The sequence below is a fragment of the Chloracidobacterium validum genome (assembly GCF_018304825.1).
GTDB classification, from domain to species: Bacteria; Acidobacteriota; Blastocatellia; order Chloracidobacteriales; family Chloracidobacteriaceae; genus Chloracidobacterium; species Chloracidobacterium validum.
Genome location: NZ_CP072648.1, coordinates 885005 through 909367, shown reverse-complemented (window position 1 = coordinate 909367; position 24363 = coordinate 885005). Strand labels below are relative to the sequence as shown.

General features: G+C 59.7%; 21 protein-coding genes, 2 tRNA genes and 1 other RNA gene. 17 read left to right on the top strand and 7 right to left on the bottom strand.

Annotation, left to right across the window (positions count from 1 at the left end; all coding sequences use genetic code 11):
- Positions 1-94 precede the first annotated feature (94 nt).
- Complete coding sequence (galE, locus tag J8C06_RS03885) at positions 95-1096, top strand: UDP-glucose 4-epimerase GalE (protein ID WP_211429475.1); 1002 nt, start codon at positions 95-97, stop codon at positions 1094-1096.
- A gap of 16 nt (positions 1097-1112) precedes the next feature.
- Here galE and thiE read toward each other — a convergent pair whose 3' ends face one another.
- Together thiE and J8C06_RS03875 are read right to left on the bottom strand one after the other, a co-directional pair.
- The gene (gene thiE, locus J8C06_RS03880; protein WP_211429474.1) at positions 1113-1748 is read right to left on the bottom strand and encodes a thiamine phosphate synthase; all 636 of its coding nucleotides are present in this window, start codon (positions 1746-1748) and stop codon (positions 1113-1115) included.
- Positions 1749-1960: 212 nt separating this feature from the next.
- Complete coding sequence (locus J8C06_RS03875) at positions 1961-3490, bottom strand: hypothetical protein (RefSeq protein WP_211429473.1); 1530 nt, start codon at positions 3488-3490, stop codon at positions 1961-1963.
- 126 nt (positions 3491-3616) lie between these two features.
- Between J8C06_RS03875 and J8C06_RS03870 the strand changes: the two genes are divergently transcribed.
- Both J8C06_RS03870 and J8C06_RS03865 read left to right on the top strand, forming a co-directional pair.
- Positions 3617-4468: an ABC transporter permease gene (locus J8C06_RS03870; RefSeq protein WP_211429472.1), complete on the top strand. Its 852-nt coding sequence runs from the start codon at positions 3617-3619 to the stop codon at positions 4466-4468.
- A gap of 170 nt (positions 4469-4638) precedes the next feature.
- Positions 4639-5784: a formylglycine-generating enzyme family protein gene (locus tag J8C06_RS03865; protein ID WP_211429471.1), complete on the top strand. Its 1146-nt coding sequence runs from the start codon at positions 4639-4641 to the stop codon at positions 5782-5784.
- Positions 5785-5819: 35 nt separating this feature from the next.
- Here the strand turns inward: J8C06_RS03865 and J8C06_RS03860 are convergent, their stop codons facing one another.
- Entirely contained in the window at positions 5820-6980 is a 1161-nt protein-coding gene (locus tag J8C06_RS03860) for a 50S ribosomal protein L11 methyltransferase (protein ID WP_211429470.1), read from the bottom strand.
- A 147-nt stretch (positions 6981-7127) separates the two neighbouring features.
- Here J8C06_RS03860 and J8C06_RS03855 point away from each other — a divergent pair, with 147 nt between their 5' ends.
- From J8C06_RS03855 to J8C06_RS03820, 8 genes are all read left to right on the top strand, one after another.
- Positions 7128-7427, top strand: coding sequence for a PqqD family protein (locus J8C06_RS03855; RefSeq protein WP_211429469.1), 300 nt, complete (start codon positions 7128-7130; stop codon positions 7425-7427).
- Positions 7428-7433: 6 nt separating this feature from the next.
- Entirely contained in the window at positions 7434-7898 is a 465-nt protein-coding gene (locus tag J8C06_RS03850; RefSeq protein ID WP_211429468.1) for a lasso peptide biosynthesis B2 protein, read from the top strand.
- A complete protein-coding gene (locus J8C06_RS03845; protein WP_211429467.1) occupies positions 7895-9754 on the top strand; it encodes an asparagine synthetase B family protein in 1860 nt (619 codons plus the stop codon). The genes J8C06_RS03850 and J8C06_RS03845 overlap by 4 nt, the downstream gene beginning before the upstream one ends.
- A 242-nt stretch (positions 9755-9996) precedes the next feature.
- A complete protein-coding gene (locus tag J8C06_RS03840; RefSeq protein WP_211429466.1) occupies positions 9997-10947 on the top strand; it encodes a hypothetical protein in 951 nt (316 codons plus the stop codon).
- A gap of 107 nt (positions 10948-11054) precedes the next feature.
- Positions 11055-11789: a bifunctional phosphoribosyl-AMP cyclohydrolase/phosphoribosyl-ATP diphosphatase HisIE gene (hisIE, locus tag J8C06_RS03835; protein ID WP_211429819.1), complete on the top strand. Its 735-nt coding sequence runs from the start codon at positions 11055-11057 to the stop codon at positions 11787-11789.
- 31 nt (positions 11790-11820) lie between these two features.
- Positions 11821-13341 carry a chorismate-binding protein gene (locus J8C06_RS03830; protein WP_211429465.1) on the top strand — a complete coding sequence of 507 codons (1521 nt, stop codon included), beginning with the start codon at positions 11821-11823 and terminating at the stop codon, positions 13339-13341.
- Positions 13342-13417: 76 nt separating this feature from the next.
- Positions 13418-13750 (top strand): ArsR/SmtB family transcription factor, encoded by a 333-nt coding sequence (locus J8C06_RS03825; protein ID WP_211429464.1) that lies wholly within the window; start codon positions 13418-13420, stop codon positions 13748-13750.
- A 97-nt stretch (positions 13751-13847) separates the two neighbouring features.
- Complete coding sequence (locus J8C06_RS03820) at positions 13848-14183, top strand: hypothetical protein (RefSeq protein WP_211429463.1); 336 nt, start codon at positions 13848-13850, stop codon at positions 14181-14183.
- A 38-nt stretch (positions 14184-14221) separates the two neighbouring features.
- On the opposite strand, the gene cpdA is transcribed toward J8C06_RS03820, so the two are convergent.
- Complete coding sequence (gene cpdA, locus J8C06_RS03815; RefSeq protein WP_211429462.1) at positions 14222-15058, bottom strand: 3',5'-cyclic-AMP phosphodiesterase; 837 nt, start codon at positions 15056-15058, stop codon at positions 14222-14224.
- Between the two features lie 232 nt (positions 15059-15290).
- Between cpdA and J8C06_RS03810 the strand changes: the two genes are divergently transcribed.
- Positions 15291-16610 carry a hypothetical protein gene (locus J8C06_RS03810; protein WP_211429461.1) on the top strand — a complete coding sequence of 440 codons (1320 nt, stop codon included), beginning with the start codon at positions 15291-15293 and terminating at the stop codon, positions 16608-16610.
- On the opposite strand, the gene dtd is transcribed toward J8C06_RS03810, so the two are convergent.
- The 3 genes from dtd to topA all read right to left on the bottom strand — a co-directional run bounded on the left by dtd (position 16596) and on the right by topA (position 20301).
- On the bottom strand, positions 16596-17057 hold the full coding sequence (dtd, locus tag J8C06_RS03805; RefSeq protein WP_211429460.1) for a D-aminoacyl-tRNA deacylase: 462 nt from the start codon (positions 17055-17057) through the stop codon (positions 16596-16598). The genes J8C06_RS03810 and dtd overlap by 15 nt on opposite strands.
- A gap of 45 nt (positions 17058-17102) precedes the next feature.
- The gene (locus tag J8C06_RS03800) at positions 17103-17669 is read right to left on the bottom strand and encodes an LEA/WHy family protein (protein WP_211429459.1); all 567 of its coding nucleotides are present in this window, start codon (positions 17667-17669) and stop codon (positions 17103-17105) included.
- Between the two features lie 64 nt (positions 17670-17733).
- Entirely contained in the window at positions 17734-20301 is a 2568-nt protein-coding gene (gene topA / locus J8C06_RS03795; RefSeq protein WP_211429458.1) for a type I DNA topoisomerase, read from the bottom strand.
- 481 nt (positions 20302-20782) lie between these two features.
- Here topA and tadA point away from each other — a divergent pair, with 481 nt between their 5' ends.
- The 5 genes from tadA (at position 20783) to J8C06_RS03770 (ending at position 24362) form a co-directional block, all read left to right on the top strand.
- Complete coding sequence (gene tadA, locus J8C06_RS03790) at positions 20783-21253, top strand: tRNA adenosine(34) deaminase TadA (protein ID WP_281423843.1); 471 nt, start codon at positions 20783-20785, stop codon at positions 21251-21253.
- Between the two features lie 7 nt (positions 21254-21260).
- Positions 21261-21350: transfer RNA gene (locus J8C06_RS03785), tRNA-Ser, on the top strand.
- A gap of 52 nt (positions 21351-21402) precedes the next feature.
- Positions 21403-21492: transfer RNA gene (locus tag J8C06_RS03780), tRNA-Ser, on the top strand.
- Positions 21493-21523: 31 nt separating this feature from the next.
- Positions 21524-21956, top strand: an RNA gene (gene rnpB / locus J8C06_RS03775) — RNase P RNA component class A.
- 126 nt (positions 21957-22082) lie between these two features.
- A complete protein-coding gene (locus tag J8C06_RS03770; RefSeq protein ID WP_211429456.1) occupies positions 22083-24362 on the top strand; it encodes a diguanylate cyclase domain-containing protein in 2280 nt (759 codons plus the stop codon).
- Position 24363 lies beyond the last annotated feature (1 nt).

The window sequence follows — 24363 nt, the reverse complement described above, 5'->3', positions numbered from 1 at the left end:
CGTTCCTGACGCGGAACGGCAAGATAGGCTGACCGCACATCGGCTGACAACAGGTTCGAGCCAGGCGGTGAAACCTCACTGACCCAACACATCCATGACGATTTTAGTCACCGGTGGCGCCGGCTACATTGGCAGCGTTACCATCGAGCAACTCCACGAAGCCGGACGCCCGGTTGTTGTTCTGGATAATCTCTCCCGCGGCCACCGGGCGGCCGTCCCGGAGACCATTCCACTCTACGTCGGCGACATCGGCGACCGCGACCTTGTCCGCCGCATTCTACGCGAACGCGACATCACCGCCTGCATTCATTTTGCGGCGCTGGCGCTTGTCCCGGAATCGGTCACCCATCCAGCCCGTTACTACGACAACAACGTCCACCAGTGCCAGGTCTTGCTCGATACGCTTCGGGAAGCTGGCATCCGGCGCTTTGTTTTTTCCTCGACCTGCGCGACGTACGGCTTGCCGCAGCGCATACCGATTGCCGAAGACCATCCTCAACAGCCCATTACGCCCTATGGCTGGTCGAAACTCTTCGCGGAGCGCATGCTGGCGGATTACGACCAGGCCTATGGGCTTCGGTTTGTGGCGCTGCGCTACTTCAACGCCGCCGGAGCGACAACCGTGCATGGCGAGGACCACGAACCGGAAACCCACCTCATTCCCAACATCTTGCGCGTCGCCCAGGGAAAGACCGAAGCCGTGACCGTCTATGGGCAGGACTATCCGACACCGGATGGCACAGCCATCCGAGACTACATCCACGTTCGCGATCTGGCGGCTGCCCACATCGCCGCGCTCGATGCGCTTTTGGATGGCAGATCGTCCGCCTTCCTGAATCTGGGAACCGGACGGGGATATTCAGTGTTGGAAGTCATCGAAATGGCCCGGCACGTGACAGGTCATCCGATTCCAATCCGCCTGGGCGCGCGGCGGGACGGCGACCCGCCGCAACTGATTGCCGATCCACGCGCAGCCCAAGCGTACTTGGCTTGGCAGCCCGCGCATTCTGGTCTGGAGCAAATCATAGCGTCCGCCTGGCGATGGCATGGCCGCTACCCAGAGGGCTATCCCAAAACCGAACCTGCACGCCGATAGCTGACCGGCCAAGTCGTCAGCCGGCCAGGGCGAGCAGCGCGGCCATTCGTTCCGGGATGGCGTCAGGGGCGATATATAGCGTCGAAATGAGCGCCACCGCATCGGCCCCGGCCGCACGAACATCCGTCAGGCTTCGGTCGTCAATGCCGCCGATGGCAACCAACGGTTTGGTCGTCACGGCGCGAACGCGCCGCACGCCATCGAGTCCAACAATCGGATCGGGGTTCGCTTTCGTCTGCGTTTCAAAAACCGGTCCGATGGCGATGTAGTCCACCGGCAACTGTTCGGCGGCCACCGCCTGCGCGACGTTGTGCGTCGAATAGCCAATCACGGCCGATGGTCCCAACAGCGCACGCGCGGCCCGTGGGTCGAGGTCGTCCTGCCCAAGGTGGACGCCGTCGGCCCCGGCCGCATAGGCTATGTCAACTCGGTCATTGACAATCACCCGCACGCCACGCGGCCGCGCCAGCGCCAACACAGCGCACACGGCTTCGTAGAGCGTTCGAGCGTCAGCGTGTTTATCCCGAAGCTGAATCAGCGTTGCGCCGCCGGCCATGAGCGCATCCACCAACGCCGGGAGTGAATGACCCACGCTTGGGGACGTAATGGGGTACACCGGAGGCAGTTGCCAGGTTGGGAAATGAAGTTGCATTGTCGCGGCTGCCAAAGATTCGAAAAATTCGTGGCTCGTTTTGTAGTTTTCAGTGATTCGAGCCGTTTTCAAAAGCGTGTCTCGGTCTCAACCTCTCCCGCAGTTCATACCCTCGCCCACCAGGAGCAGGCCTTGTGGTGACGGGTTTTGCCAGCGCCGGCGGTTCGCCATCGTTGGCATCCGCCACGGGACGCCTGGCCGTGAAAAGTGACCTATTCTGGTGACTTGCTATCCACGGGGCCAAAGTCTTCTCGGAAGGCAACCCGTAACGACCGTCGCCATCGCTCATTGATGCCGATCAGCGTCAGCGGTACGGTCTGATTCAACCGGCGCGCCACGGCCCGGACGACCGGGTGAAACCTCAGCGTTGGCGCAATCAAGTAGAGCCGTGGCAAAGCACGCCGGTCAAGCTGTGCCGTCGTGAAATAGCCCCGCCGCACAAAATCCCCCTGCCGCCAGTGATGGACGGCATGTAGCCAGTATGTCAAGCCCTGCCAGATCAGGTCTGGGTCGGCAACGGCCTTGAGTTCCACAACGGCCAACTGCCCGCCGCGGGTCAGCGTCACAAAGTCCGCCAGTCCAACGGCATCGCGGCCGAAATGTGGGGATTGCCCCCAGATGTGCGCCGGTTCCAAGGCATCATCAACGACGGGCAGGTTGCGCCGAATGACGACATCCAGCCAGCGTTCCGGGTGCGCCCGATAGAGCGGATGGTGAACCTCACGCGCCGCCGGGCTACGGTAGCGCGCCAGCGCGGCCAGAAGTGCCTGAAAGTCAGCCCGATTCCGGCTCGTGAGCGGACGCTCCGGCTCGCCCAGCGTTGTCAGACCGAAGCGCAGCGCCGGTGAACGGCTCTCCGGTGTGGCACGTCGTAATCGAGCGCACGCCAAGCCATACCACCGGACAGATAAGATGCTTGTCCCAACCGGGACGACCTCGCAGTGCGACGCCAAGGCGTCGCCAAACCATGTACGGAGTTCGTCAAGTTCAGCTTCTGTGGGCGGAATATGTTGCCACCGGCGGATGGGTTCCGTGACCAGCGGCAACTGATGTCCGACCGCTGCCTGGCGTAAGCTCGACCAGTCAGCCGTGGCTTCATAGAGGCGCAGTTGCGGCAGGGTCAGCAATGACAGAAAAGGCGCGGCCTGGGTGAATGCGCCGGGCGGCAGCACCAGGCACAGACAGGTTGCAGTCGGAAGCATACCGAGCGCCTGTAATGCTTGCCCCAGGAGCTGACGGACAGCCAATTCATCTGGATGCGAGGTTGTCAAGATCAGCCATGTGGCGTCAGTGTGGGATGCTTGCCACCCAACGACCGGCCCGGGCCGTTGCCTGACCCTTTTCACCAACGCGCCCGGTGGGAGCAGCCGCGGCAACCAGTTCCGAACGAACTGCCGCCACTGTGTCGCGTCTGGTGCGGCCTTCATCGTTGAGGCAGGCGCAGACAGAGGCGCGATGATGAGGCGTCCATGTTCGCCGCCAAGCCGCCGTGAAACGTCCAGTTCAAGGCGGTCGCCCCAGAAGTGATAACACTCGACGCGCCAGCAGGCCGAGCCGTGGGCAGCCCAGTATGTCACGGTCAGCTTTCCATAACTCACGGCAAAGGCTACCTCGTAAGCCCCGCCGGTCACGCTAGTTGGCGTCAGGGCTTGAACCCAGAGCGGACCACCGGCCGCCTCAAGTGCGGTAAGCTCCACTGTCAGAGCGTGGAGATCGGCTGCAAGATCAGCAACGATGGGCATGGGTCGGCTTCCGAAACGTCCCAAAGCCAGCGCTTGGGTAGGTCGGGCTTTTCAAACGAGCGCCAAAAGCATAATGTCACTGGACTATACATCCCATGTGCAAAACCGAGGTGAACGAGGCCAACCGTGCAACGTTTGGTATGGCGCGCCGGATTGGTGGCGCCGGCGACCATTTGGCTGTTTTTACTGAGCTTTCTGCCACTTGTCATCGTGGCCAGGCAGGCCTTTGCGAGTCGGACAACCTACGGCAACATTGCCTGGACCTGGACCCTGGCCAACTTCCAACAGGCCCTAGAGCCGATTTACCTGGCGATTTACTGGCGCTCGCTTTGGATGGCTGCCGTCGTCACCGTAGTTTGCATCCTCTTGAGCTACCCGGTAGCCATCTTTCTTGCCTTTTATGTTTCAGCTCGCTGGAAGCCGTTCCTGATGACACTGACCGTTGTGCCGCTGTGGACCAGTCTCGTCGTCCGTACCTTTGCCTGGACCCACTTGCTGCGCACCGAAGGAGTCATCAATACGGCGCTGCTGAACTGGGGACTCATCCGCGAGCCACTGCCGCTGCTTTACAACAACCTGGCAGTTTTCATCGGACTGGTTGCCGGCGAACTCCCCTTTATGATCATCCCCCTACTTTCCAGTCTCGATAAACTCGACCGGCGATGGCTCGACGCGGCAGCCGATCTGGGCGCAACACCGTGGGCGACCTTTTGGAACGTCGTCTTCCCGTTGGCCAGGCCCGGACTGATGACCGGCAGCATTCTGGTTTTTGTCCCCAGCTTGGGCAATTTCGTCGTCGCCGACCTCCTTGGTGGCGCGAGAAGCATCTTGCTCGGCAACGTCATCTGGAATCAATTTTTCCAGCGCAATCAGCCGTTTGGTTCGGCCATCACGCTGCTTCTCATCGGCAGCGTAAGCATTGCCGTATTCGTTGCTGCCCGGATGCGGCATGCGCATGCTCCACGGCAGGAGCAATGACCATCGCCCGTGGTTGTCCCACACACGGTGCAATGGTGCACCAGACTTGTGCCTTGGGGACTCCAAGCTTTCAGTCAAGGTCGTGTTTGGAGGCAACCAAGGGCCTGTTACACTTCATCAGCCAAGGTATGCCACCGTGTGAAATCAATCCTGAAACAAGCAGGAGCGTTATGGCCCAGTCAAATGTGCAGTGGCAATGGTGCCGGCTTCTGATGTTGAGTGTCTTTCTGATGCAGTCCCTGGCCGGCTTCGATGCCAGGGCGCAGGAACGCAGCACCAGCGTCGGGGGCAAGCCACCCGTCGAAGCCGGAGAGAAAAAAAACAGTGGCGTCCGGCGCACCAGTAGCGGCGGCGGAAAACCATCCCGGCCCGCCGGACCGCCTTGCCCCGACAGTCCACTGCTGCCCACCGTCACCTTGCCGACTGAACAACGTTCTACACTCACCTTTGAAACACCGCGCCTTGACGCGCGCGGCAACGTTATCGAAACGCTCAACAAAGAAACCCAGCGCTTCACAGAACGACTCAGCGACCAAGTGTCGCTGGAACTGGTCGCCATACCGGGCGAATGTTTCACCATGGGATCGTCCAGGGCCGACGAAGCCGACGAAAACGAGAAACCGCCCATCCGGGCGCGGGTGTTTGGTTTTTACATGGGACGCACCGAAGTGACCCAGGCGCAGTGGCGTGTCGTAGCTGGCTGGCCCAAAATTGAGCGTGACCTGCCACCTGATCCCTCCAAGTTCAAAGGCGATGACCTCCCAGTGGACAGCATCACGTGGGATGAAGCGGTCGAGTTCTGCCGGCGGCTCACGAAAAAGACCGGACGCCCATACCGGCTGCCGACCGAGGCCGAATGGGAATATGCCTGCCGCGCTGGCACAAGCGGAATGTTTACCTACGGTGCGGTGCTTGCGCCAACCCTCGAAAACTATGATAGTTCCCTGCCCTATGGCGACGAACCGGCCGTGCCCGCGCGCCGCAAACCAACGCCGGCCGGCTCGCTTGGCTTCAACGCCTTTGGTTTGGCCGACATGCACGGCAATGTTCGGGAGTGGTGCTTGGACGCCTATGTGCCGCGGCTCACCGGAACCCATGCGCTGGGCGCGCCGGTGCGCAGTGTGCGCCAAGATGAGGCAGGACAGTCCCGCGTCATTCGTGGGGGCGCTTGGTCGTCCGCACCCGATGGCTGCCGGTGCTCGATTCGGGAAGGTTTACACCGTGAAGACTTGCTCACCATTCTTGGCTTTCGCGTGGCCCTGAGCGACCGCCACGGCGATGGGCAGCCCATCGAGACGGACGACGACGACGAATGAAGTACCGGCAGGACTGGGCTTCCAGGCGGCGCCGGTCACGGCTTGGTCACCTTGAGCGCCCGGGCCTTCACATAGATGAGCGCGTCTTCAAGCGTCGGAAACTCAGCCGCGAACTGCTCATGCAATCCGCGCGCAGTTTGTTCAATCGTCCACCCGGCATCGAGCTTGGTCAGAAGAAAAAGTTGAATCCGTCCATCTACCCCAAGCCCAGGAGCAGCCGTGGGGGCGAGCGGGTGCAACTGCTCCGGCGTGGACAGCCAGCCCTCAAAATCGGAGTGCCGAAATGCGCGAGATTGGCCGTTGACGCCCCGCCACACCACCTCCCAGCACAGGAGACTGCCCCCACCGACTGCCCGCAAGGTGATGTCCACTTCATCGCCAACCGTCACCGGTAGCGGCTCGGCAATGGGCAAACAGAGGTGACCCCAACTCGTCTTCGCGCGCCGCGGATCATTGGTCACGTGTACGTGGTCTGTCAGCCAAGCGTTGAACCAGGCGCCAACCCCGCCCATGACACCCGGCTGCGTTATGCTGAACCGGGCCGTCCCACTGACTTTGGGCAGAGACTCAGCCGCCAGGACCGCCGACGACAGCTCCAAGCGGTGGTAGCAAATCCCTTGGGCAAGCAGGTGCGCTGGACACAGGTCGCGGGGGTATTGCTGATTGACGGCAAACGTTAGGCCGGGTGAGAAGTCAAAACCGCATACCGGTTGATGCCAGATGGACAGGGAAGCTTCCGTTTTGGGCCAAGCAATTGGGGCGCAGTACAGTTCCAGCCTCTGCGGAATCACCTTTCCGCCCGGCTTCAGCCATCGCCGGCACGCATCCGAAAGGGTGGACAGGATCAGCTCTTCGGCACCGTAGTTGCCGATTGTTTCCGAGACAATGACATCCACCGGGACAGGCAAGTTCGCGCGGCGGGAAGGACGATTGATCAGCGTTACTTGGGCAGCATAACCATTCTGTTCCACGATCTGTTTAGCAAGTTCAATGATTGGCCCTTCATCAATGGCGTACACATGGCGCGCGCCGGCTCGGCAGGCCAAAAGCGTCAAAATGCCCGTGCCACAGCCAACATCCGCCACGATATCGCCAGGACGTACGACCGCCTCAATGGCTGACTGGAACGCGCGAACTCGGACTTCATCGGCAATCAGTGAGGCGTGATAGGTCAACGCAATGTAGTCAGCGTACATAATGATTACTGAATGAGGGTTTTCAAAGCCGCAACCATAGACAGGCCGACGATCAGTGCACAAGCCGTCATGCGCCATGACTAGACGGTTTGGGGCTGATTGGCTATACCTTTAGAAACATAACAAATCTCTAGACAAAGCAACCTGATGAGCCTACTAACCAATCGTGCCTTTATTCCTTCCCACGTCGTCGTTCGTACGGTTGCCGACGAAGCCGTTTTACTCAACCTTGACACGGAGCATTACTACACTTTGGATAGTGTGGCTACCAGTATGATGCGGCACGCTACGACTTGCCCCAACCTCAAAACAGCCGTCGAACAGTTGCTGAAGGAATATGATGTCAACGCGGAGGAACTGCTCCGCGATTTTGAGTCTCTGATTCGGCAACTCCTACAGGCCAAACTGCTTGAACTGCAGCCACCAGAACAGCCACTTTCCCAGTAAACGCACATGCTACCTTCACAGCCGACCCGTTGGCTCCACCGGTTGAGCACATTCAGACGGCTTCCGCCTGACGACCGTGGCGGACTGTTGCTGGCTTGGGTCCTGCTCCTTTGCCTTCGGTTACTGTGTCGGCTGATTGGCGTGCGTGCCAGCTTGGGCTGCCTGCGGTGGCTTACCATGGGTGCCGCTCCATCGCCACCACCGACCGATTGGATTTGCCGTCAAGTCGAACTCGTTCACTGCGCAGCTCGTTATTGCCCGGTTCCAGCTACGTGCTTGGTTCGGGCCATGACACTGTGGTTTTTACTGGCTCGGCGGGGTGTCGTTGGTGACATCATCCTTGGCGTCGCCAAAACGCCAGCCTCACTTGAAGCCCATGCTTGGGTTGAATGGCAGGGTGCGCCGCTCATGGAAGCTCCAGACGTGCGGCAGCGCTATGCCGTCTTTGATACTCCCCTCAGTGCAGCGTGAGTAGTTTTTTCGTCGTTGCCAACCCACCGGGACGCCCAATTGATTCAGCGATAGCGAATCGGCTGCTTCAATCGTTAGCCTGGCGTGGTCCTGATGGACAGTCACAATGGACTTATGAGCACATTGCGCTGGGTTATGCCCACCTCTCGGTGGATGACCTCACGCAAACAGTGCCGCCGCTTACGTTTGACGAAGCGATCTGGCTGGCTGCCGACATCCGGCTTGATGCACGTTCTGAACTCTGCCGGGCGCTCCGTTCAGCCGGCTTTGACGCTTCACTCGACATGCCGGATGCCAGGCTACTTTGGCAGGCTTATCGAGCTTGGGGTTTGGACTGCCTTCAGCACCTGCGCGGTGATTTCGCCTTTGCCCTGTGGGATGCCACTCGGCAGCGTCTCTTTTGCGCGCGCGACCGCTTCGCCATCAAGCCGCTGTATTACCACCACCAACAGGACTTGTTGATTGCAGCCAGCGCGCTCGATACGGTCAGGGCGCACCCAAGCGTGCCGACGACCATTCCCACCGACCTCGATGACTTCGCCATCGCCGACTTTCTCATCCATGGCATGAAAATGGATGAGGACGCCACCATCTACCGCGCCATCCGGCGGCTGCGGCGCGCTTCGGCGTTTTGTTTGGAAAACGGCACGCTGCGGCAGTGGCAATACTGGACTTGGCCAACCGATGGCTGCCTTCGCCACGCTCATCCGCGTGACTACGTTGAGCATTTTCAATTCCTCCTTGAACAAGCAGTTGCCGACCGCCTGCGCGCGCCCCGCGCAGCAGTTTTTCTGAGCGGCGGACTTGACTCCAACGTCGTGGTTCACGCGGCGCGTCAGTTCACTCCAACGACAGCGCTCCACGCTTTCACCAATGTCTTCGATCAACTCATTCCCGATGACGAACGGTACTTTGCCGGGCTAGCAGCCCAGGCCCACGGCATCCCAATCACCTTCATCCGTCACGATGACTGGCAGCCCTATGTCCCGCATCCAGACGTGCTACACCCCCCACCAGAACCGGTTCACGAACCTTTTTGGAATGGGATCACTGAAAGCTATCGGCAAGTAGCAAGGCACGCGCGCCTACTACTGACCGGACAATGGGGTGACGAGGTCCTGGCGCAACAAACCGCTCCCTACCTGCGGCATTTGCTGGCACAGCGCCAGCTATTGGCTTTCGGCAGAGCCGTGCTCGATTACGTCATCAGCGATGGGCGTCAGGGCTTTTACGCAATCCGCCGCCGGCTTGGACGGAAGTCTGCCGCGCAGCCGCCCACCCCCCCCCGGTGGTTGGCGGCGGATTTTGCCCACCGGCTGCGCCAGTCCGGTTACGTCGAACATCTACGCGGTAACTTGCCAGCCGCGGAACTGCCCCAGCATCCTTTTCGCAGCTTGGCCGTCCGTTTCCTCAGTCGCGTTCACCTGGCCAATGACCACGAGTACGGCGATCCGGCCTTTACTGGGGCCTTGGTTGAAATGCGCTACCCACTTCTTGACCAACGGGTGATTGAATTTCTGCTCGCCATTCCGCCAGTGCCGTTTTGCCTGGACAAGTGGCTCTTCCGCGAGGCTCTCAGCAGACGACTGCCACGCGCGGTTGTCCGCCGCGCCAAAACTCCACTCCGGCAGTTCCCCATCAGCGGCTACATCGCGCGGCATGGCACAGCCTGGGCACAGATCTTTGCTGCGGATGAGGCTTGGCAAAGCCTGAGCTACTTTGTAGACGAAGCCATCGTTGGCCGTCCCCTGCTGTGGAATGCACAACCAGAGGATCAATCTTTTGTTGACCTCAGCCCGCTAAGTCTATACAAATGGATGCAATATCAATGTTGTCTATCTCAACATTCAGCATAGCTCTGGAGACTGACATGAATTCCTCTTTGCAGCCCTTACCCAACTCAGGCATGAACTCACCTACCAGCACCTCGACCGCGCCATTGCCCCACAAAAAGCCCTACCAACGTCCCACGTTGACGGACTATGGCACATTGCTTGAGCTAACCCAGGCAACTTCGGGTGGCATTCGGGCTGATCGGATAGGTCCAGCACCGAATCGAGTCTCCCGCTGACCACTGCTACCCGCTGACCACTGCTCGATGATGTTGATCCAGGCGGTGTACGGGTTGCGGTTGGCGACGAGCGACCCGATTCCATTTCTTCAGTTGGCGCTTGCCGATGGGTTGCAGCCAGACTGCTCCGTACTATTTGAAGAAGCACTGACGTCTTCTTTCCAAGTGGCCGGTGTGCCTTGGTATCAAAGTCAACTCCCTAGCCCCGGCCGAGTACCGGAAATGGTCGGGTATTGCGACCCGGTTCACGATACCTTCTACTTCCACTACCAAGTTGGAACCACTTTTACTTACAAGCGTCGCGCCCGCCAACTAACAGCATCTTGGTCAAAGCCGCAAACTTTCGAGGACACATGCACCTATTTGATTGGGCCGATTCTGGGATTCCTCCTCCAACTCCAGCACCGGGTCTGCTTGCACGCTAGCGTGGTTGCTCTGGGCCGGTCCACGCTGGCCTTCGTCGGCCCGAATGGAGCCGGTAAATCTACCCTGGCAGCGGTGTTGGTGGAGCGTGGGGCGCAGCTCATCACGGAAGACGTCGCTACCATTGAACCACGCGGCGAGAGATTTTATGTTCACCTCGGCCCGCGCGCCATCCGGCTGTGGCCGCCCTCGGTCGTGGCACTCTACGGGCGCCCAGATGCCCTGCCGCGCATTTCCGAGCACTGGCCGAAACAGTATCGGCTACTGGATGATTACGAACCAGTCGAAGCCGCGCCGCTCACAGCCATCTATTTACTAGAGTCAGCCTCAGATGAGGCAGCACTTACGAGTCTCCCCACAAGTCCGGGGGTGGCCGTCGGCCGGCTGCTCGCCAACGTCTATCCGAGCTGGCTGCCGCTACCGGAAGCCCAGGTCGCAGCGCTCGACCTGCTGGCTCAGTTGGCTGGGGCGTTGCCCGTGGCACAGTTACGCATACCTAGAAATTTTTCCCGTCTGACGGAAGTTGGTGACTACTTGCTCGCGCGTCACGGCTAGGCTGACCACACGGCATCACAACGGGAGATGTGTTACGCTCTTCGCCTGATAAGCCGGTCGCGCCAAATCTTTTGCGAGTTGTCGTGAATCATCCCCTCATCCAGTCTATGCGCTTTGATGCGAACGGATTGATGCCAGTCATCATCCAGGATGCAACAACCAACGAAGTCCTGACACTTGCCTACATGAATGCTGCCAGTTACCAGCTCACCTGTGAAACAGGTGAAGTCTGGCTCTGGAGCCGGTCTCGTCAGTCACTGTGGCACAAAGGCGCGACATCGGGCCACACGCAGCGCGTCGTCGAAATGCGACTCGATTGTGACCAGGATGCGCTTATCGTTCGGGTCGAACCGCGTGGCCCGGCCTGCCATACCGGAGCAAGGAGTTGTTTTTTTCAACCGGTCTTCCCACCGAGCGCGGGGTCAGAGACAGTGAGCGCCGAAGCTCCCGGCTGGCCTCCAGATGGAGCCGTTCCGGTCTCGCCCGCATCACCCATCACCCCCCCAGAGGTCAAGCTCGTCCCGCACAGCGCGCTCGAACTGGGGGTGTTGCTCGATGAGTTGTACGAACTCATCCGTGACCGCAAGGCGAAACGCCCGGAAGGCGCTTACACGACCTACCTGTTCACAGCCGGACTCGACAAAATTCTCAAAAAAGTGGGCGAGGAAGCGGCCGAAACCATCATTGCGGCTAAAAATGAGCAGCGCCTCGAACTGGCAGCCGAGATGGCCGATTTGCTCTATCATTTGCTAGTGCTGATGGCAGCCTGCGACCTGACGCCCGACGATGTTGCCGAAGTTCTCCGCAGCCGGGCCGGTAAACGCCGTCCGCTTCCAGAGTGAGTCCAACCAACATGAGTGCGATGCAGTTCACATGAGTGCGATGCAGTTCAACCCGGCAACCTATGATGCGTTCTTGCGACTGGCCCAGGAAGCTACCGTCGTGCCGGTTGCCCTCAGCCTGCCCGCCGACATTCACACGCCCGTCGGTGTTTTTTTGAAACTGGCCGGTGACGCCACCGACGCTTGTTTGTTTGAGAACCATCGCCTGGACCGCCGACTCCCGCCCTACACCTTCCTTGGCTTGTCCCCGCGCTGGGTTGTCACCGGCAAGGATGGCAAGGTCGAGCTACGGACATCCCATGCCACCCTTGAACGACCGGAAACGCTGCTTCAAGCGGCTCGGCGCCGCTTGCGGGCTGACATCCCGGCGCGACTCGCCAATGTGCCAGAACTGGTCAGCGGGGCGTTTGGCTACTTGGCGCATGAGTTGGCTTACCAACTTTACGATGGGCCACGGCGAACACCGCCAACCGTGGAAGGCATCCTCGCTTCCTTTGGAACGGTCGTCGTCTTCAACCACCTGCGCCAGCAGTTGCAGCTCGTCGTCAACGTTGCAACGGATGGACGCACCGAGCGCCTTGAATCGGAGTATGAGCAGGCCTGCGACCGTCTGCGCACCTTACGACAGCAACTTGATGGTTCGTTTCCAGAGCCACCACCCACAACAAGCAGTGGAACACGCGCGATTGTCAGCCCACTCACGCCGGAACAGTTTCGCCGCGCGGCCGAGCACGTCGAGCAACAGATTACCGCTGGGCGACTGGATAGTGTCACCCTCGCCCAGCGGCTGGAGCGTCCGTTCAGGGCCGCGCCCTTTGCGGCGTACCGCTTGCTCCGCATGTCTCCAGAACCACTCGGCACGTTCTTTTTTCGCTCTGGCAACCTCACCCTACTCGGCGGCGCGGCAAACAACTTGGTTCGGGGCGAAGACGATACCCTCCGCGCTTACGTTGCCACACACGAGCGACCAGCCAGCAACACCGAGTTTGAAATGTCGCTGGCTGCGGCCGAACTTGCCGATGATGAAGTCGCCGCCAACCAGCATCTGCTTTTCGTTGACGCCACCCGGAACGACCTTGGGCAGGTGGCCGGTTATGGCTCGCTTGACCTCGAAACACTGTCCAGCGTGGAGCAGACCCCAACGCACCTTCGTCTGGTGTCCACACTTCATGCGAAGCTGGCACCAGGACGCGATTACCTCGACGTTTTGGCGGCGCGGTTGCCCAGTTCCCTATGGACGGGACTCCCCAAGGCATCTGCCCTGCGGGTGACGACCGAAGTCGAGCCAGTCCGCCGTCACCACTTTGGGAGTCACTTTTGCCTGCTCGCTCCGCAAATCGAACTCCTCGCCTGCGAGACCTGCCAAGTCATCGAAATCACCGGACAGGTCGCCCGTTTTCATGCTTTCGTCAATCTGACCGGGGATACCAACCTAGGCGATGCGCTCATCCGGGGCACGCGGCCAGCCCAGTACTTGGCAGCCATTCTCGAACAGGCCGAGGCCGAATCAGCTCAACCGCATCACCCAACCAGTCCAAGCGCAACTTCATAAGCGAAAAAAAACCATCTTGACGCACGCCCATTTATGTCCTAAACATATAATCAAATGCTTATATGTTTAGATAACCATGGCATCCACCTGCACCACCGAACACCATCCGGCTAACCAAGATGTCCTTGAAGCGCGGCTCGCCTGGCGGGTCGCCGACATTTTCAAAGCGTTTGCCGACCCAACGCGCGTGAAAATCATCGCGCTCCTTGACACCAGTGAACTGTGCGTAGGTGAAATGTGTCTGGTTCTGGGCATGTCCCAGCCGGCCATTTCGAGCCAGCTCCGCTTGCTGCGAACACTTGGGGTCGTCACCGTTCGCCGCGAGGGAAAGCACGCCTACTACGCACTGGCCGACGAGCATATACGCAACCTTTTTCACCAGGGACTTGCCCATGCGCGCCACGAGTAAGCGGCATACGAGTACGCGGCAGTGGACGTTGGACGCGCTCGGTCACAAGATTCTGGCGCATTGATTATTTGCCACTTGACTTGAAAGGAGTCATTCCATGTCGAACTGCACAACTCACCCAAACCACCAGCACGTCCACGGCACAGACTGTGGCCATACCCGCATTCAGCATGATGACCATGTGGATTACCTTCACGACGGGCATCTTCACTTCCAACATGGCGACCACTACGACGAGCATGTGATTGCCATCAGCGCGACTAATCCCGCTGGGTGTGTGCCAGCCGCTGCCGCTTGCAGTCACGTCCACGGGCCAGACTGTGGACACGAAGCCATTCCCCATGGCGACCATGTGGACTACTTGGTGGACGGCCGCCTGCACCACGTCCACGACGGACACTGCGACGACCACGGCCCCGTCACCGTCCTTTAGCGCCGCATCGTCGGCAACGACACCAACCGAACTTTTACTCAGTAACCGGTTGCGTTGACATCAGCGCAACCGGTGAAGTTGGTAACGCGAAAAACCTGTGTTTCCAGCCGTCCGTCCGGGTATAGCCAGAGCCTTCGGTAGCCGGGAGCGCGCTGGTCAAGGCCAAAGGTATCCGTTTTTGGTCTGAATTGAATGCAGGTTGAGGGCGAAGCCAGCAGACGCGCGCCGTTTCGTTCCTGATCAACTTCCTGGTGGATATGCCCCCACACCACGCCACGGACATTGGCATGCCGATCCAGGACAGCAAAAAAAGCGTCGGCATTTGCCAGCCCAATGGCATCCATCCACCGGGCATCGGTTGCAACCGGGTTGTGATGCAGGCAAACCAGCGCCGGACACTGGGGATGGGACGCAAGGCCAGCTTCAAGGCGCTGTAACTCAGCTTCGGAAAGCGCGCCACCGACCTGCCCAGGAATAGTTGAGTCCAGCAGCACGACATACCACCCCTCGATAGTGACTTCCTGAACCGGACAGAGCGGCGCGCGCGTCAGCGTGGCGCGCATCACCTCTGGCTCGTCATGGTTGCCTGGCAACCAATAGACCGGCGGCGGGGACGGACAGTTCTGTGCAAAGTCGGACAGCAGCTCGGTCAGGTGCTCATAAGCCGCCGCCGTGCCATCCTGCGCCAGATCACCCGTGGCCAAAACTGCTTGCGGTGGGTCAGCCACGGCTTCGGCCAGGACTGCCCGCAGTGAATCGTAGGTGGTGATACCGAGCAGCCGGGCATCTCGCTGAGCAAACAAGTGGGTGTCGGTTATGTGTAATATCTGCAATGGCGCAGACTGGGTTATCAGGGGTGCAGCGGAAATGGTCATCGTCAACTCGATACTAGGGTGTCTGGTTGGTCAAAAAAAGCCTTTTTGCAGACCTCGCTGGCTGTGTTACATGACCCACAACGTTCAATTTAGGTGTAATCCTTCGCTTGGTCGAGGTAACTTGCTTATGGGCGCTGTAGTCAACCGACGATCCGGTTTCTCGTCGAAGCAATGGACGTTTCCTGCCGCGCTCCTTCTCTTGCTCAGCGCACTCCTTACGGCACAGGCTGACATGACGGTGGAGCCCCGCTTTTCGTTTGCTCCAGGCTACACCTTGGCTAGCACCTCCTCGATGCGCACCTTGGCCGATTTTCGAGTATTCGACGCCTTGCCCAAAGGCGCGGCTGCCATTACGGTTGAAGGTTTGTCCGCCCTGATGCGGGTGGGTGATGTGCGGACTGTTACCTTCCGCTTCGCCGGGGATGGGGTTTCCGCTCGACTTGCCGGAGCCATGGCGTTTGAGTCACATCCTATCCGCGACGCGATTTTTTACTCCTCAGCTCGGATTACTGCCGACCGAAGCCGCCTTTCTACCATCCTCGATATTGATGTTCTGCCAAGCCAAGCGCCAGATGAAGTCACGTGGCGGGTGACGGCGCGCCGGGTCGGCGTGGCTGGCATTCTGGCCGTTTGCGCGAGTCGGATGCCAGATGGGGAGGTGGCGTCTCAGCTCTCGACCATTCGCGTGATCGCCAGTACCGCTGAGGATGGAACGACTCAGCCGGGTATCAAGGTTGAACCGCCGCCCACCCGCTTACCGCTGTATGTTGGCGAGCGGGTCACGTGGACGGGTTTCGCACGGTCCTTGGCCGGTCGGCTTCCGGTGTTTGACTTCGCGGTTTTGAGCCTGGACCCAGCTTGCGTTCAAGGCACGTTTTCCAACAGCACCATTGCGTTACAGGGCGCTCAGGCTGGGCGCGCGCTCATCGTTGGTGCGCTCGGCGATGAGCGCACCTGGACGCCATTCACCACGACAGTTGAAGTTTCAACCAAGACCACAGCGGCGGAAACCCGGCTGCGCGGCTTTGTCAACAACTTCGTCACGCTCAAAAACCGGCGCGTCATGCTGTTAGGCGACCACCTCGAACGCGCCACACGAGTCTCGCTCCTGACTGAAGATGGTGCATTCTTGAGCCTTCCCTTCCGGGCCTGGTCAGGACAGTTGGGACTGTTTGAGTTACCGCCCCAACTTGGGCGCTACACGGTCTGGTTGTCCGATGACCAAGGACAACAGCTTACCGATACCCAAACGGTGATTTGCAGTAATATCCAGGTGACCAATGTGGCGCGCGTTCACCTGCCGAGTCGGTCGGCTACCCCGACGGTCGGACTATTCGTTCGCGGACAAGGATTGGGTGACACCCCAACGCTCATCGTCAATGGCGTGGAAGTCACATCTAGCGTCAAAAAATCGTTGCGCGGATTGCTCAACCAGCGGGTGTATTTCCGCCTGCCCACGGAGGTTGCGCGCGAGCCGTATGTCAGCCTCCAGGTGATGAACCCAGACGGTTATGTTTCTGATACCTACCTGCTCGACCTACGCGCCAACTGACGCCAGGGACGAGCGCTCCAGGACGAGCGTCACGGGCCCGTCGTTGTGGATTTCAACCTGCATCAGCGCGCCAAAGACACCGGTTTCGACCGGAACGCCGAGCAGTCGCAGCGCATCGGCGTAGCGCCTCACCAACGGCTCGGCCAGCGTCGGTGGTGCGGCTTCGGTAAATGACGGCCGGCGCCCCTTGCGCGCGTCGCCATAGAGCGTGAACTGCGAAACAACCAGTGCCCCGCCCCCAATCTCCAGCAACGATTGGTTCATCTTGCCGGCGGTATCCTCAAAGATACGCAAGTTGGCAGTTTTCTCCGCCAGCCAATCGGCGTCGGCTTCCGTATCCTGATGGGTTACGCCGACCAGAATGCACAGGCCGCGTCCGCAGCGTCCGACCATATCGCCACCGACTGTGACCGAAGCCTGCGTGACCCGTTGAATGACCAGTCGCATGGGGATGTCTCCAGTAATGGCTTGGGTCAAGGCGAGCCAAGTGCGCTATGTGCCGCGTCTCCGGCCAAGGGAAACCTTGCCAACGACGTCCTGAAGCGGTAAGCGCCCGGTTAGCGTCGCCTTGATATGGCGCTTGAAAAGCCACAGGACGCCTACGTCAAATGCGACGTGGATCACGTAGTTGATCGCCACGCCTTCGCCCAAGCGAGCTTGCAGGATGGTGTTCAGACCAAGCTGCGGCACGGCCGACAAATCAGCCGTCACCGGCAGACACAGGTCAAACGGCGCTTTCTTGGGCAGCGTGAATTTCTCTGGATGCTGCCCGGTTCCACATTCAACCTCGTTGAGGACGATCCGATAGGTTAGCTTGGTCAGCGTGAGCGACCGGTTGGGGTTGTCAATGGTGATGTCGGCGCGCAGATGCGCCGTCGGGTAATCAACTTGCTCCACTTGAAGCTTGTTCAGCGTCAGCGTTGGCTCACGAAAGCCTTTGGGTAGTTTTCCCTCATCATCCGGTGGAAGCGCGAAAACGTTGCCGGTCACCGCCAAGCCGAACAGCGCCGATGCCGAGCTATGGAGGAAGTGCCGCCGATGGTATCTATCGTCACGCATAGCGCATGTTTTAGGCCAGCGGTCACCTGCGACGCAAACCCTCAGTAACGCGCCCAACGCCGACTCAGGCAACACTGGCCGCCGACCGCTTCGACGTTGGTTCTTTCCTGGTTGTTTCGTTCTTGGTCTTTGAGGTTGGACTTGCGGCGTCGCTTTTGCGTTTCGCAACTGAAGACGCAACTTCCGTCCAGCCACAGCCTTCCTTGTCAGCGCAGTAGCGATAGGTGCCATCCCGCTTGGTGCTTTTTTCGAGCGTAAATGGAGCGCCGCAGCCCGCACAAGGCGCGAGGACTGGCTTGTCCCAGTACACGACCTGGCAGTTGGGATAGTTTGCACAGCCATAAAAAATACGTCCACGGCTGGATTTGCGCTCGATGATGTCGCCGCCACAACCGGGTCGGGCGCAAGGCATCAGGACCTCGCGCTTGACGTATTTACACTTCGGGTAGGTCGAACAGGCCGTAAACTCCCCGAAACGTCCGTGCTTGACGGCCAGCGGTTGGCCACAGGTGGGGCAGGACGCTTCGAGTAGGACGTCGGCCGGCTTGGGAGCGCCCGCCTTGGTCAGTTTGCGCGTCGTTTTGCACTCCGGATAGCCGGTGCAAGCCAGGAAGTCGCCCCACCGTCCCTTTTTCAGCGCCATCGGACGCCCGCACACCTCGCAGGTCACATCCATTGGTGGGGTGACAGATGGCGTCGAGTCCGGCAGCGGCGTCCCATAGTCGCGGGTGGCCTTACATTCCAGGTTAGTGCAGGCCAGATACTTGCCAAAGCGCCCAAGCTTGAGCACCATTGGCGACTCGCACACATGGCACCGTTCATCGGTGGCCACGCCATCCTTGGCTTTTTTGATATTGATTTCGGCCGCTTTCAAATCTGCCCGAAACTTCTCATAGAAGTCATCGAGCGCATCCCGCCAGTTGCGCTTCCCTTCCTCGATTTCATCGAGCTGGGTTTCCAAAGCGGCGGTGTAGCCCGGATCGAAGAGGTCAGTAAAGTTTTCAGTCAAGACATCCGCGACGACCATGCCAATCGTCGTGGGATGGAATCGCCCTTCGCGTTTTTCGACGTACTCGCGGGACTGGATGACCGACAGGATTTGGGCATAGGTCGAAGGTCGCCCAATGCCCCGCTCTTCCAGCGTCTTGACCAACGTGGCTTCGGTGTAGCGCGCCGGCGGCTTGGTAAAGCTCTGATTGGCTTCGAGTCCACGGCAGGTGACGACTTCTCCGGCAGTGACCTTCGGCAGTTTGAGCGCCAGCGCCTCGTCGTCAGCGTCCCGCTCGTCTTTGCCCTCTTCATAAACGGCCAGAAAACCGGCAAACCGCAGAACCGATCCCGTGGCGCGAAACACAAAACCGTCGCCGCCTTCGATGTCAACCGTCGTTGCATCAAACAGGGCGGGCATCATTTGCGAGGCCACGAAGCGCTGCCAGATCAGCCGATAGAGCGCGAGTTCATCGGCCTCGAGGTAAGGGGCGACGCGGTCAGGCGCGCGCAACACGGATGTTGGACGAATGGCTTCGTGGGCGTCCTGCGCGCCTTTTTTGTTTTTGTACTGGTTGGGCTTGGGAGGCAACTTATCGCGCCCGTACTGGGCCAGAATGAAGTCGCGCACTTCATTGAGCGCGGAGTCTGCCGTACGGGTCGAGTCAGTCCGCATATAGGTAATCAGCCCCACGCTGCCTTCCTCTCCCAGCTCGACGCCCTCATAGAGCTTCTGGGCGATCTGCATGGTTTTTTTGACCGAGAAGGACAGCTTGCGCGCGGCCTCCTGCTGGAGTGTCGACGTGATAAATGGAGCGACCGGGTTTCGCCTTTTCTCCTTGGTCGTTACCGTGGCAACACGCCACTCGGTGACCGCTCGGAGTTGGTGCTCGATGTCACGCGCTTGCGCCTCGTCACGAATATGCCGCTCATGTTTGCGCAGCTTTTCAAAGTCGCCGGTCTTGAGCGTTTCCCCCTGAATGGCATACAGGTTAGCCGTGAACTCTGGGGGGAGCGCGGCCGCAAACCGCGCGGCAAACGTCCAGTACTCCGTTGACTGGAAGGCTTGGATCTCGCGCTCGCGCTCGACGACCAGACGCAGCGCCACCGATTGCACCCGCCCGGCCGAAAGCGCCATTTTACCGCCGCCCAGGCGTCGGTTGAGCATCGGACTCACTTGATAGCCAACCAGCCGATCGAGCACGCGCCGTGCCTGCTGCGCTTCCACCAACGCCGGGTTGATTTGCTTCGGCTGCGCCAGTGAAGACTGAATCGCATCTTTCGTGATTTCATTGAAAAGCAGGCGATACACTGGCTTCCGGGCGTTGTCATCCACGAGTTCTTCGCGCAGATGCTGACAAATCGCCTCTCCCTCGCGGTCGGGGTCAGCCGCGAGGTAGATGGCTGCGGCCGTTCGGGCAGCCGACTTCAACTCGCGCACAGTCTTGGAATTGTTGCGTTTCTTGGTATCAGGGATGATCTCATAGGTTGGCTCGAACCCATGCTCGACATCCACCCCCAAGCCCTTCTCTGGGAGGTCCTTGATGTGACCATAGGAAGCCAGCACCGTGAAATCCTTGCCAAGATACTTCGTAATCGTCTTGGCCTTTGCCGGAGACTCAACAATAACCAGCCCTTTTGCCATGATGCTTTGACCTAACAAACGAGATTCCGCTGCTAATTGAGCGTTGCGCCAGTATCCTCAGTGGGAAAAGCAGCGATTTTGGTCGCCGCGCGACCATTTGGCAAGCCAGACCTGAAATGAAGCCCCTATTGCAGCGCCAGCGCGCCCGCCGCCCCGACCAAGCACCCTGGTCATACCGCGTTACGAGCTGGAGCGCACCGCGATGTCGAAGCGGCTGACGGACTGGATGGCGAGGTGGCGGCATTCGTGACGGTTCACCCGATACTATTCAACCGCATCGTAAACTGGCCTTACGGGACTTTTCAGACGAGCGCCAAGCCGTGTATTCATCACTCACGCGGTTGGGAACGCCGTCATCGTCCATTTCAAGGTGCAATACAGGGTGCGCGTTTGAAAAGCGCCCCAGACGGGACTCCAGGCGAAAGGTGATTCGGCGCGCTGGCCCCGCCAGGCTCAAAGAGCGTTGGTTAGGAACAAGACTGTGGAACAAACGGACGACATTACGTGGATGCGCTTGGCGCTTGCTGAAGCCCAGGCTTGTTTAGAGCGGAATGAAGTCCCGGTCGGGGCGGTCCTGATCGCCGACAACCGGCTAGTTGCCAAGGCCGGCAACCGCACTCGCACGGACTGTGACCCAACCGCGCACGCTGAAATGGTCGTACTCCGTGACGCTGCCCACCAAGTAGGCAATTATCGCTTGACCGGAACGACGCTCTATGTGACGCTCGAACCTTGCGCGATGTGCGCGGGGGCATTGGTTCAGGCGCGCGTGCAAAGGCTGGTTTTTGGGGCAACCGATCCCAAAGCCGGTGCGGTCGTGAGCCACTTCAGGCTCTGCACGACCGAAATCCTCAACCACCGTCTGGTGGTGACAGGTGGTATCCTGGCTGATGCGTGTGGCGCACTGTTGCGTGACTTCTTCCGTCAGCGGCGGGGGTCGGTCGTTCTTTGAAGCTTGCGGTGAGGTGCGAGAGTGGCTGAATCGGTCGGTCTCGAAAACCGATGTACGGGTAACTGTACCGTGGGTTCGAATCCCACCCTCACCGCCATTGTTACGCCAAACGCAGAATGCCGCTGTCCCGGCATTCTGTGTCTATGATTGGAGGGGTGGCCGAGTGGCTGAAGGCGCAGCATTGGAAATGCTGTATACGGGAAACTGTATCGAGGGTTCGAATCCCTCCTCCTCCGCCAGCTCCCAGGACGGATTCAACTTTTTGTGTTTGGGGCGGATGGGACGGTCGCTGCCCGTCGGTCGCAACCAACGACTGGTGGGGAGAGGAAAGTCCGAACACCATAGAGCAGCGAGCCGGCTAACGGCCGGGCGCGTTCGTGGCGATGGCAACATCGCGCGGGCGCGACGACAAGTGCAACAGAGAACAGACAGCCTGACTTATGCGCCCTTCAGGCGCAGGAGTGGCGATGGTGAAACGGTGCGGTAAAGGCGCACCAGCGAGCGTGGTGACACGTTCGGCTAGGCAAACTCCTCGTGGTGCAAGACCAAATATGGGGATGCTCGAGGGTTGCTCGCCCAAGGTTGCTTCGGCAAACGCATCTCCGGGTAGGTCGCTTGAGCAGTCGAGCAATTGGCTGCCTAGATGAATGACCGTCACCGTCATTTGACGGAACAGAATTCGGCTTACACATCCGTCCCAACTATGCGCCTGCCGCCGTCGCGTTGATGGTGGCAGGCGTCTTTATTCGAGCAAAAGGCTGTACCAGTCCTACAACTTCGCTTACACTACCGGCGCGCCCGCATCACCTTGCATTTTTCGTCGTCATTCATGCCCGCGCCTGCCACCATCCAGATGTCGCGTGTGGAGTTCAAGAAGCAGGTCTTGTTCGTGCCGGCTCCCACACTGGCAGGGGACGCGCTGGAGACCTTGCTTCAGCGAAGTCGGACGCTGCAACTGACGGTCGCAGCGGATGGAACATCACTCATTGCCCTGATGGCCGAATATGAGTTTGATGTCGTCTTGCTTGCGCTAGAGGATGACCCGGTGACGTGGGGCCATTTGGCTTACATTCACCAGGTCAATCCGCAACTTCCGATTGTGGGATGCCTGCCAAATGACGACACGGCGCTGGCAGCCAGGGCCAGGAGTGAAGGCGTTACCCAGCTCCTGACGCCCCCATTCACCGGCGACCGCTTGCGCCGCGCCATTGCGCGCGCGGAGCGCCGTGAGGAAGAAGCCGACAAAACGCTCTCGCCAAGTGCCATCAGCGACTTGGCCCTGAGGTTTCATGCCAGCCTGGACCTCGCGACACTGGCGCGCACAGCCATTGACGCCCTGTTTCACATCACCCCGTGCACCATGATTCGACTACTGGTTGCTGGCGAAGGTGGACGCTTTGGCTACAGCGCCGGTCTGTCACCCACCGGCGAACCGGTCATCCAACCCCTTCCGACTGAGACTGTCCTTTCCGAAATCGATGCCCTATCGGCAACGGACGATACGCTGACCTACGCCGATGACAACCGCCTCCACCTGAACTTGCGGCAGGGCGGTCGCTGGCGGGGCGTCGCCATGCTGAGCTACCCACGCCGCATCAAGCTCAAGGCTGCAGAAGTGGATGGATTGCGGCAGTTGGCCCGCCATCTTGCCCAAGCCGCCGACAACGCACTTCAGCACCACGCCGTCCAACGCAAGCGCGAACAGGTTTTTCTGATCAATGAAGTCACACGGCAAATGATGCGGAACCTTGACCTCGAGACGGTGATTGATCACATCGTCGAGCAGGTGCAGCGCTACATGGAGTGCGAGGTGGTCGCGATTTACACGCCGTATTTGACGGGCCCGAAGGGCGAAAACTTTCACATCGCTTCAACGCTGAAAGAAAGAACGAGCTTCATTACCACCACGGTGCAGGGCAACGCCGGCCTCATTCAAGAGGTGATGGCAAGCGGTGAAACGATTCTGTGCCGCGACTTGCGGCAGTTGCCAGACTGGTGTGGGCACTCAACGCTGTCGCGCTCCAAGATTGCGACGCCCATCTGGCTGGAAGGTCGGGTCGAGGGCGTGTTGGAGTTTGAAAGCGCGCGCCTCAACGCCTTCGACGAGGATGACTGCGCCATCGCCGAGGACCTTGCGCTGCAAGTTTCGGCCGCGATCCGCAACACGCGCCTCTACCACCAAGCTCAGGCCGAGCACGAATACCTGCAAACCGTGCTCGATGTCGCGGTGGACACGGCCATCATCTCAACCGATCCCGCCGGACACATTGTAACGTTCAGCCGTGGTGCGGAAATGATGTTTGGCTACGATGACAAGGAAGTCGTCGGGCAATCCATCACGCCGATTTTTCAGGATTCGAGCATCGCGTCCGACCTGGACCGACTTCTGTCCGGGCAATCGGTTCGCTTTGGCGAAGGCGATGTGGAACTCAAACGTCGTAACGGCGAGAGTTTTTATGCCAGCCTGTCGGTTCACCGGCTACGGGCCAAGCGCAGCGAGGGTTTTTTGTTCGTGCTGCTTGATGTCACCGAACGCCGCGCCCAGCAGGAACAACTGCTCAAACTCAGCATTACGGACGAGCTGACCGGACTCTACAACAAACGTTACTACCAAGACCTGTTGCCGCGTGAAATTGCGCGCGCGCAGCGCCGCGATGCGACCTTTGCGCTATGCTACTTCGACTTAGACGGGTTCAAGCGCTTCAACGACACGCGCGGCCACGTTGCCGGGGATGAGCTCCTGCGCTGGGTCGGGCAACTCGTGCAGTCGGTCATCCGACGGCAAGTGGATTTACCGTTTCGCTATGGCGGCGACGAGTTCGTTCTCATTCTGCCTGAAACACCGGCCGAAGCTGCCCGGCGCGTTGGCGAACGGATTTGCCGAGGCGTCTTTGAGCGCTTCGACGGCGAAGTGACCGTCAGCTTTGGCATTGTCGAGTACGCCGGAGAATCGGCGGAAGAACTCACCGTGCGTGCTGATAAAATGATGTATGCCGCCAAACGCGCCGGCGGCAATCGTGTCACGACCTACGCCAGCGGCGAATGGCGTTTCCAGAGCGGCGGCTGGCCGGCGCTGACCAGCCCAGACAAACCAACGTCCTATGAGTAAA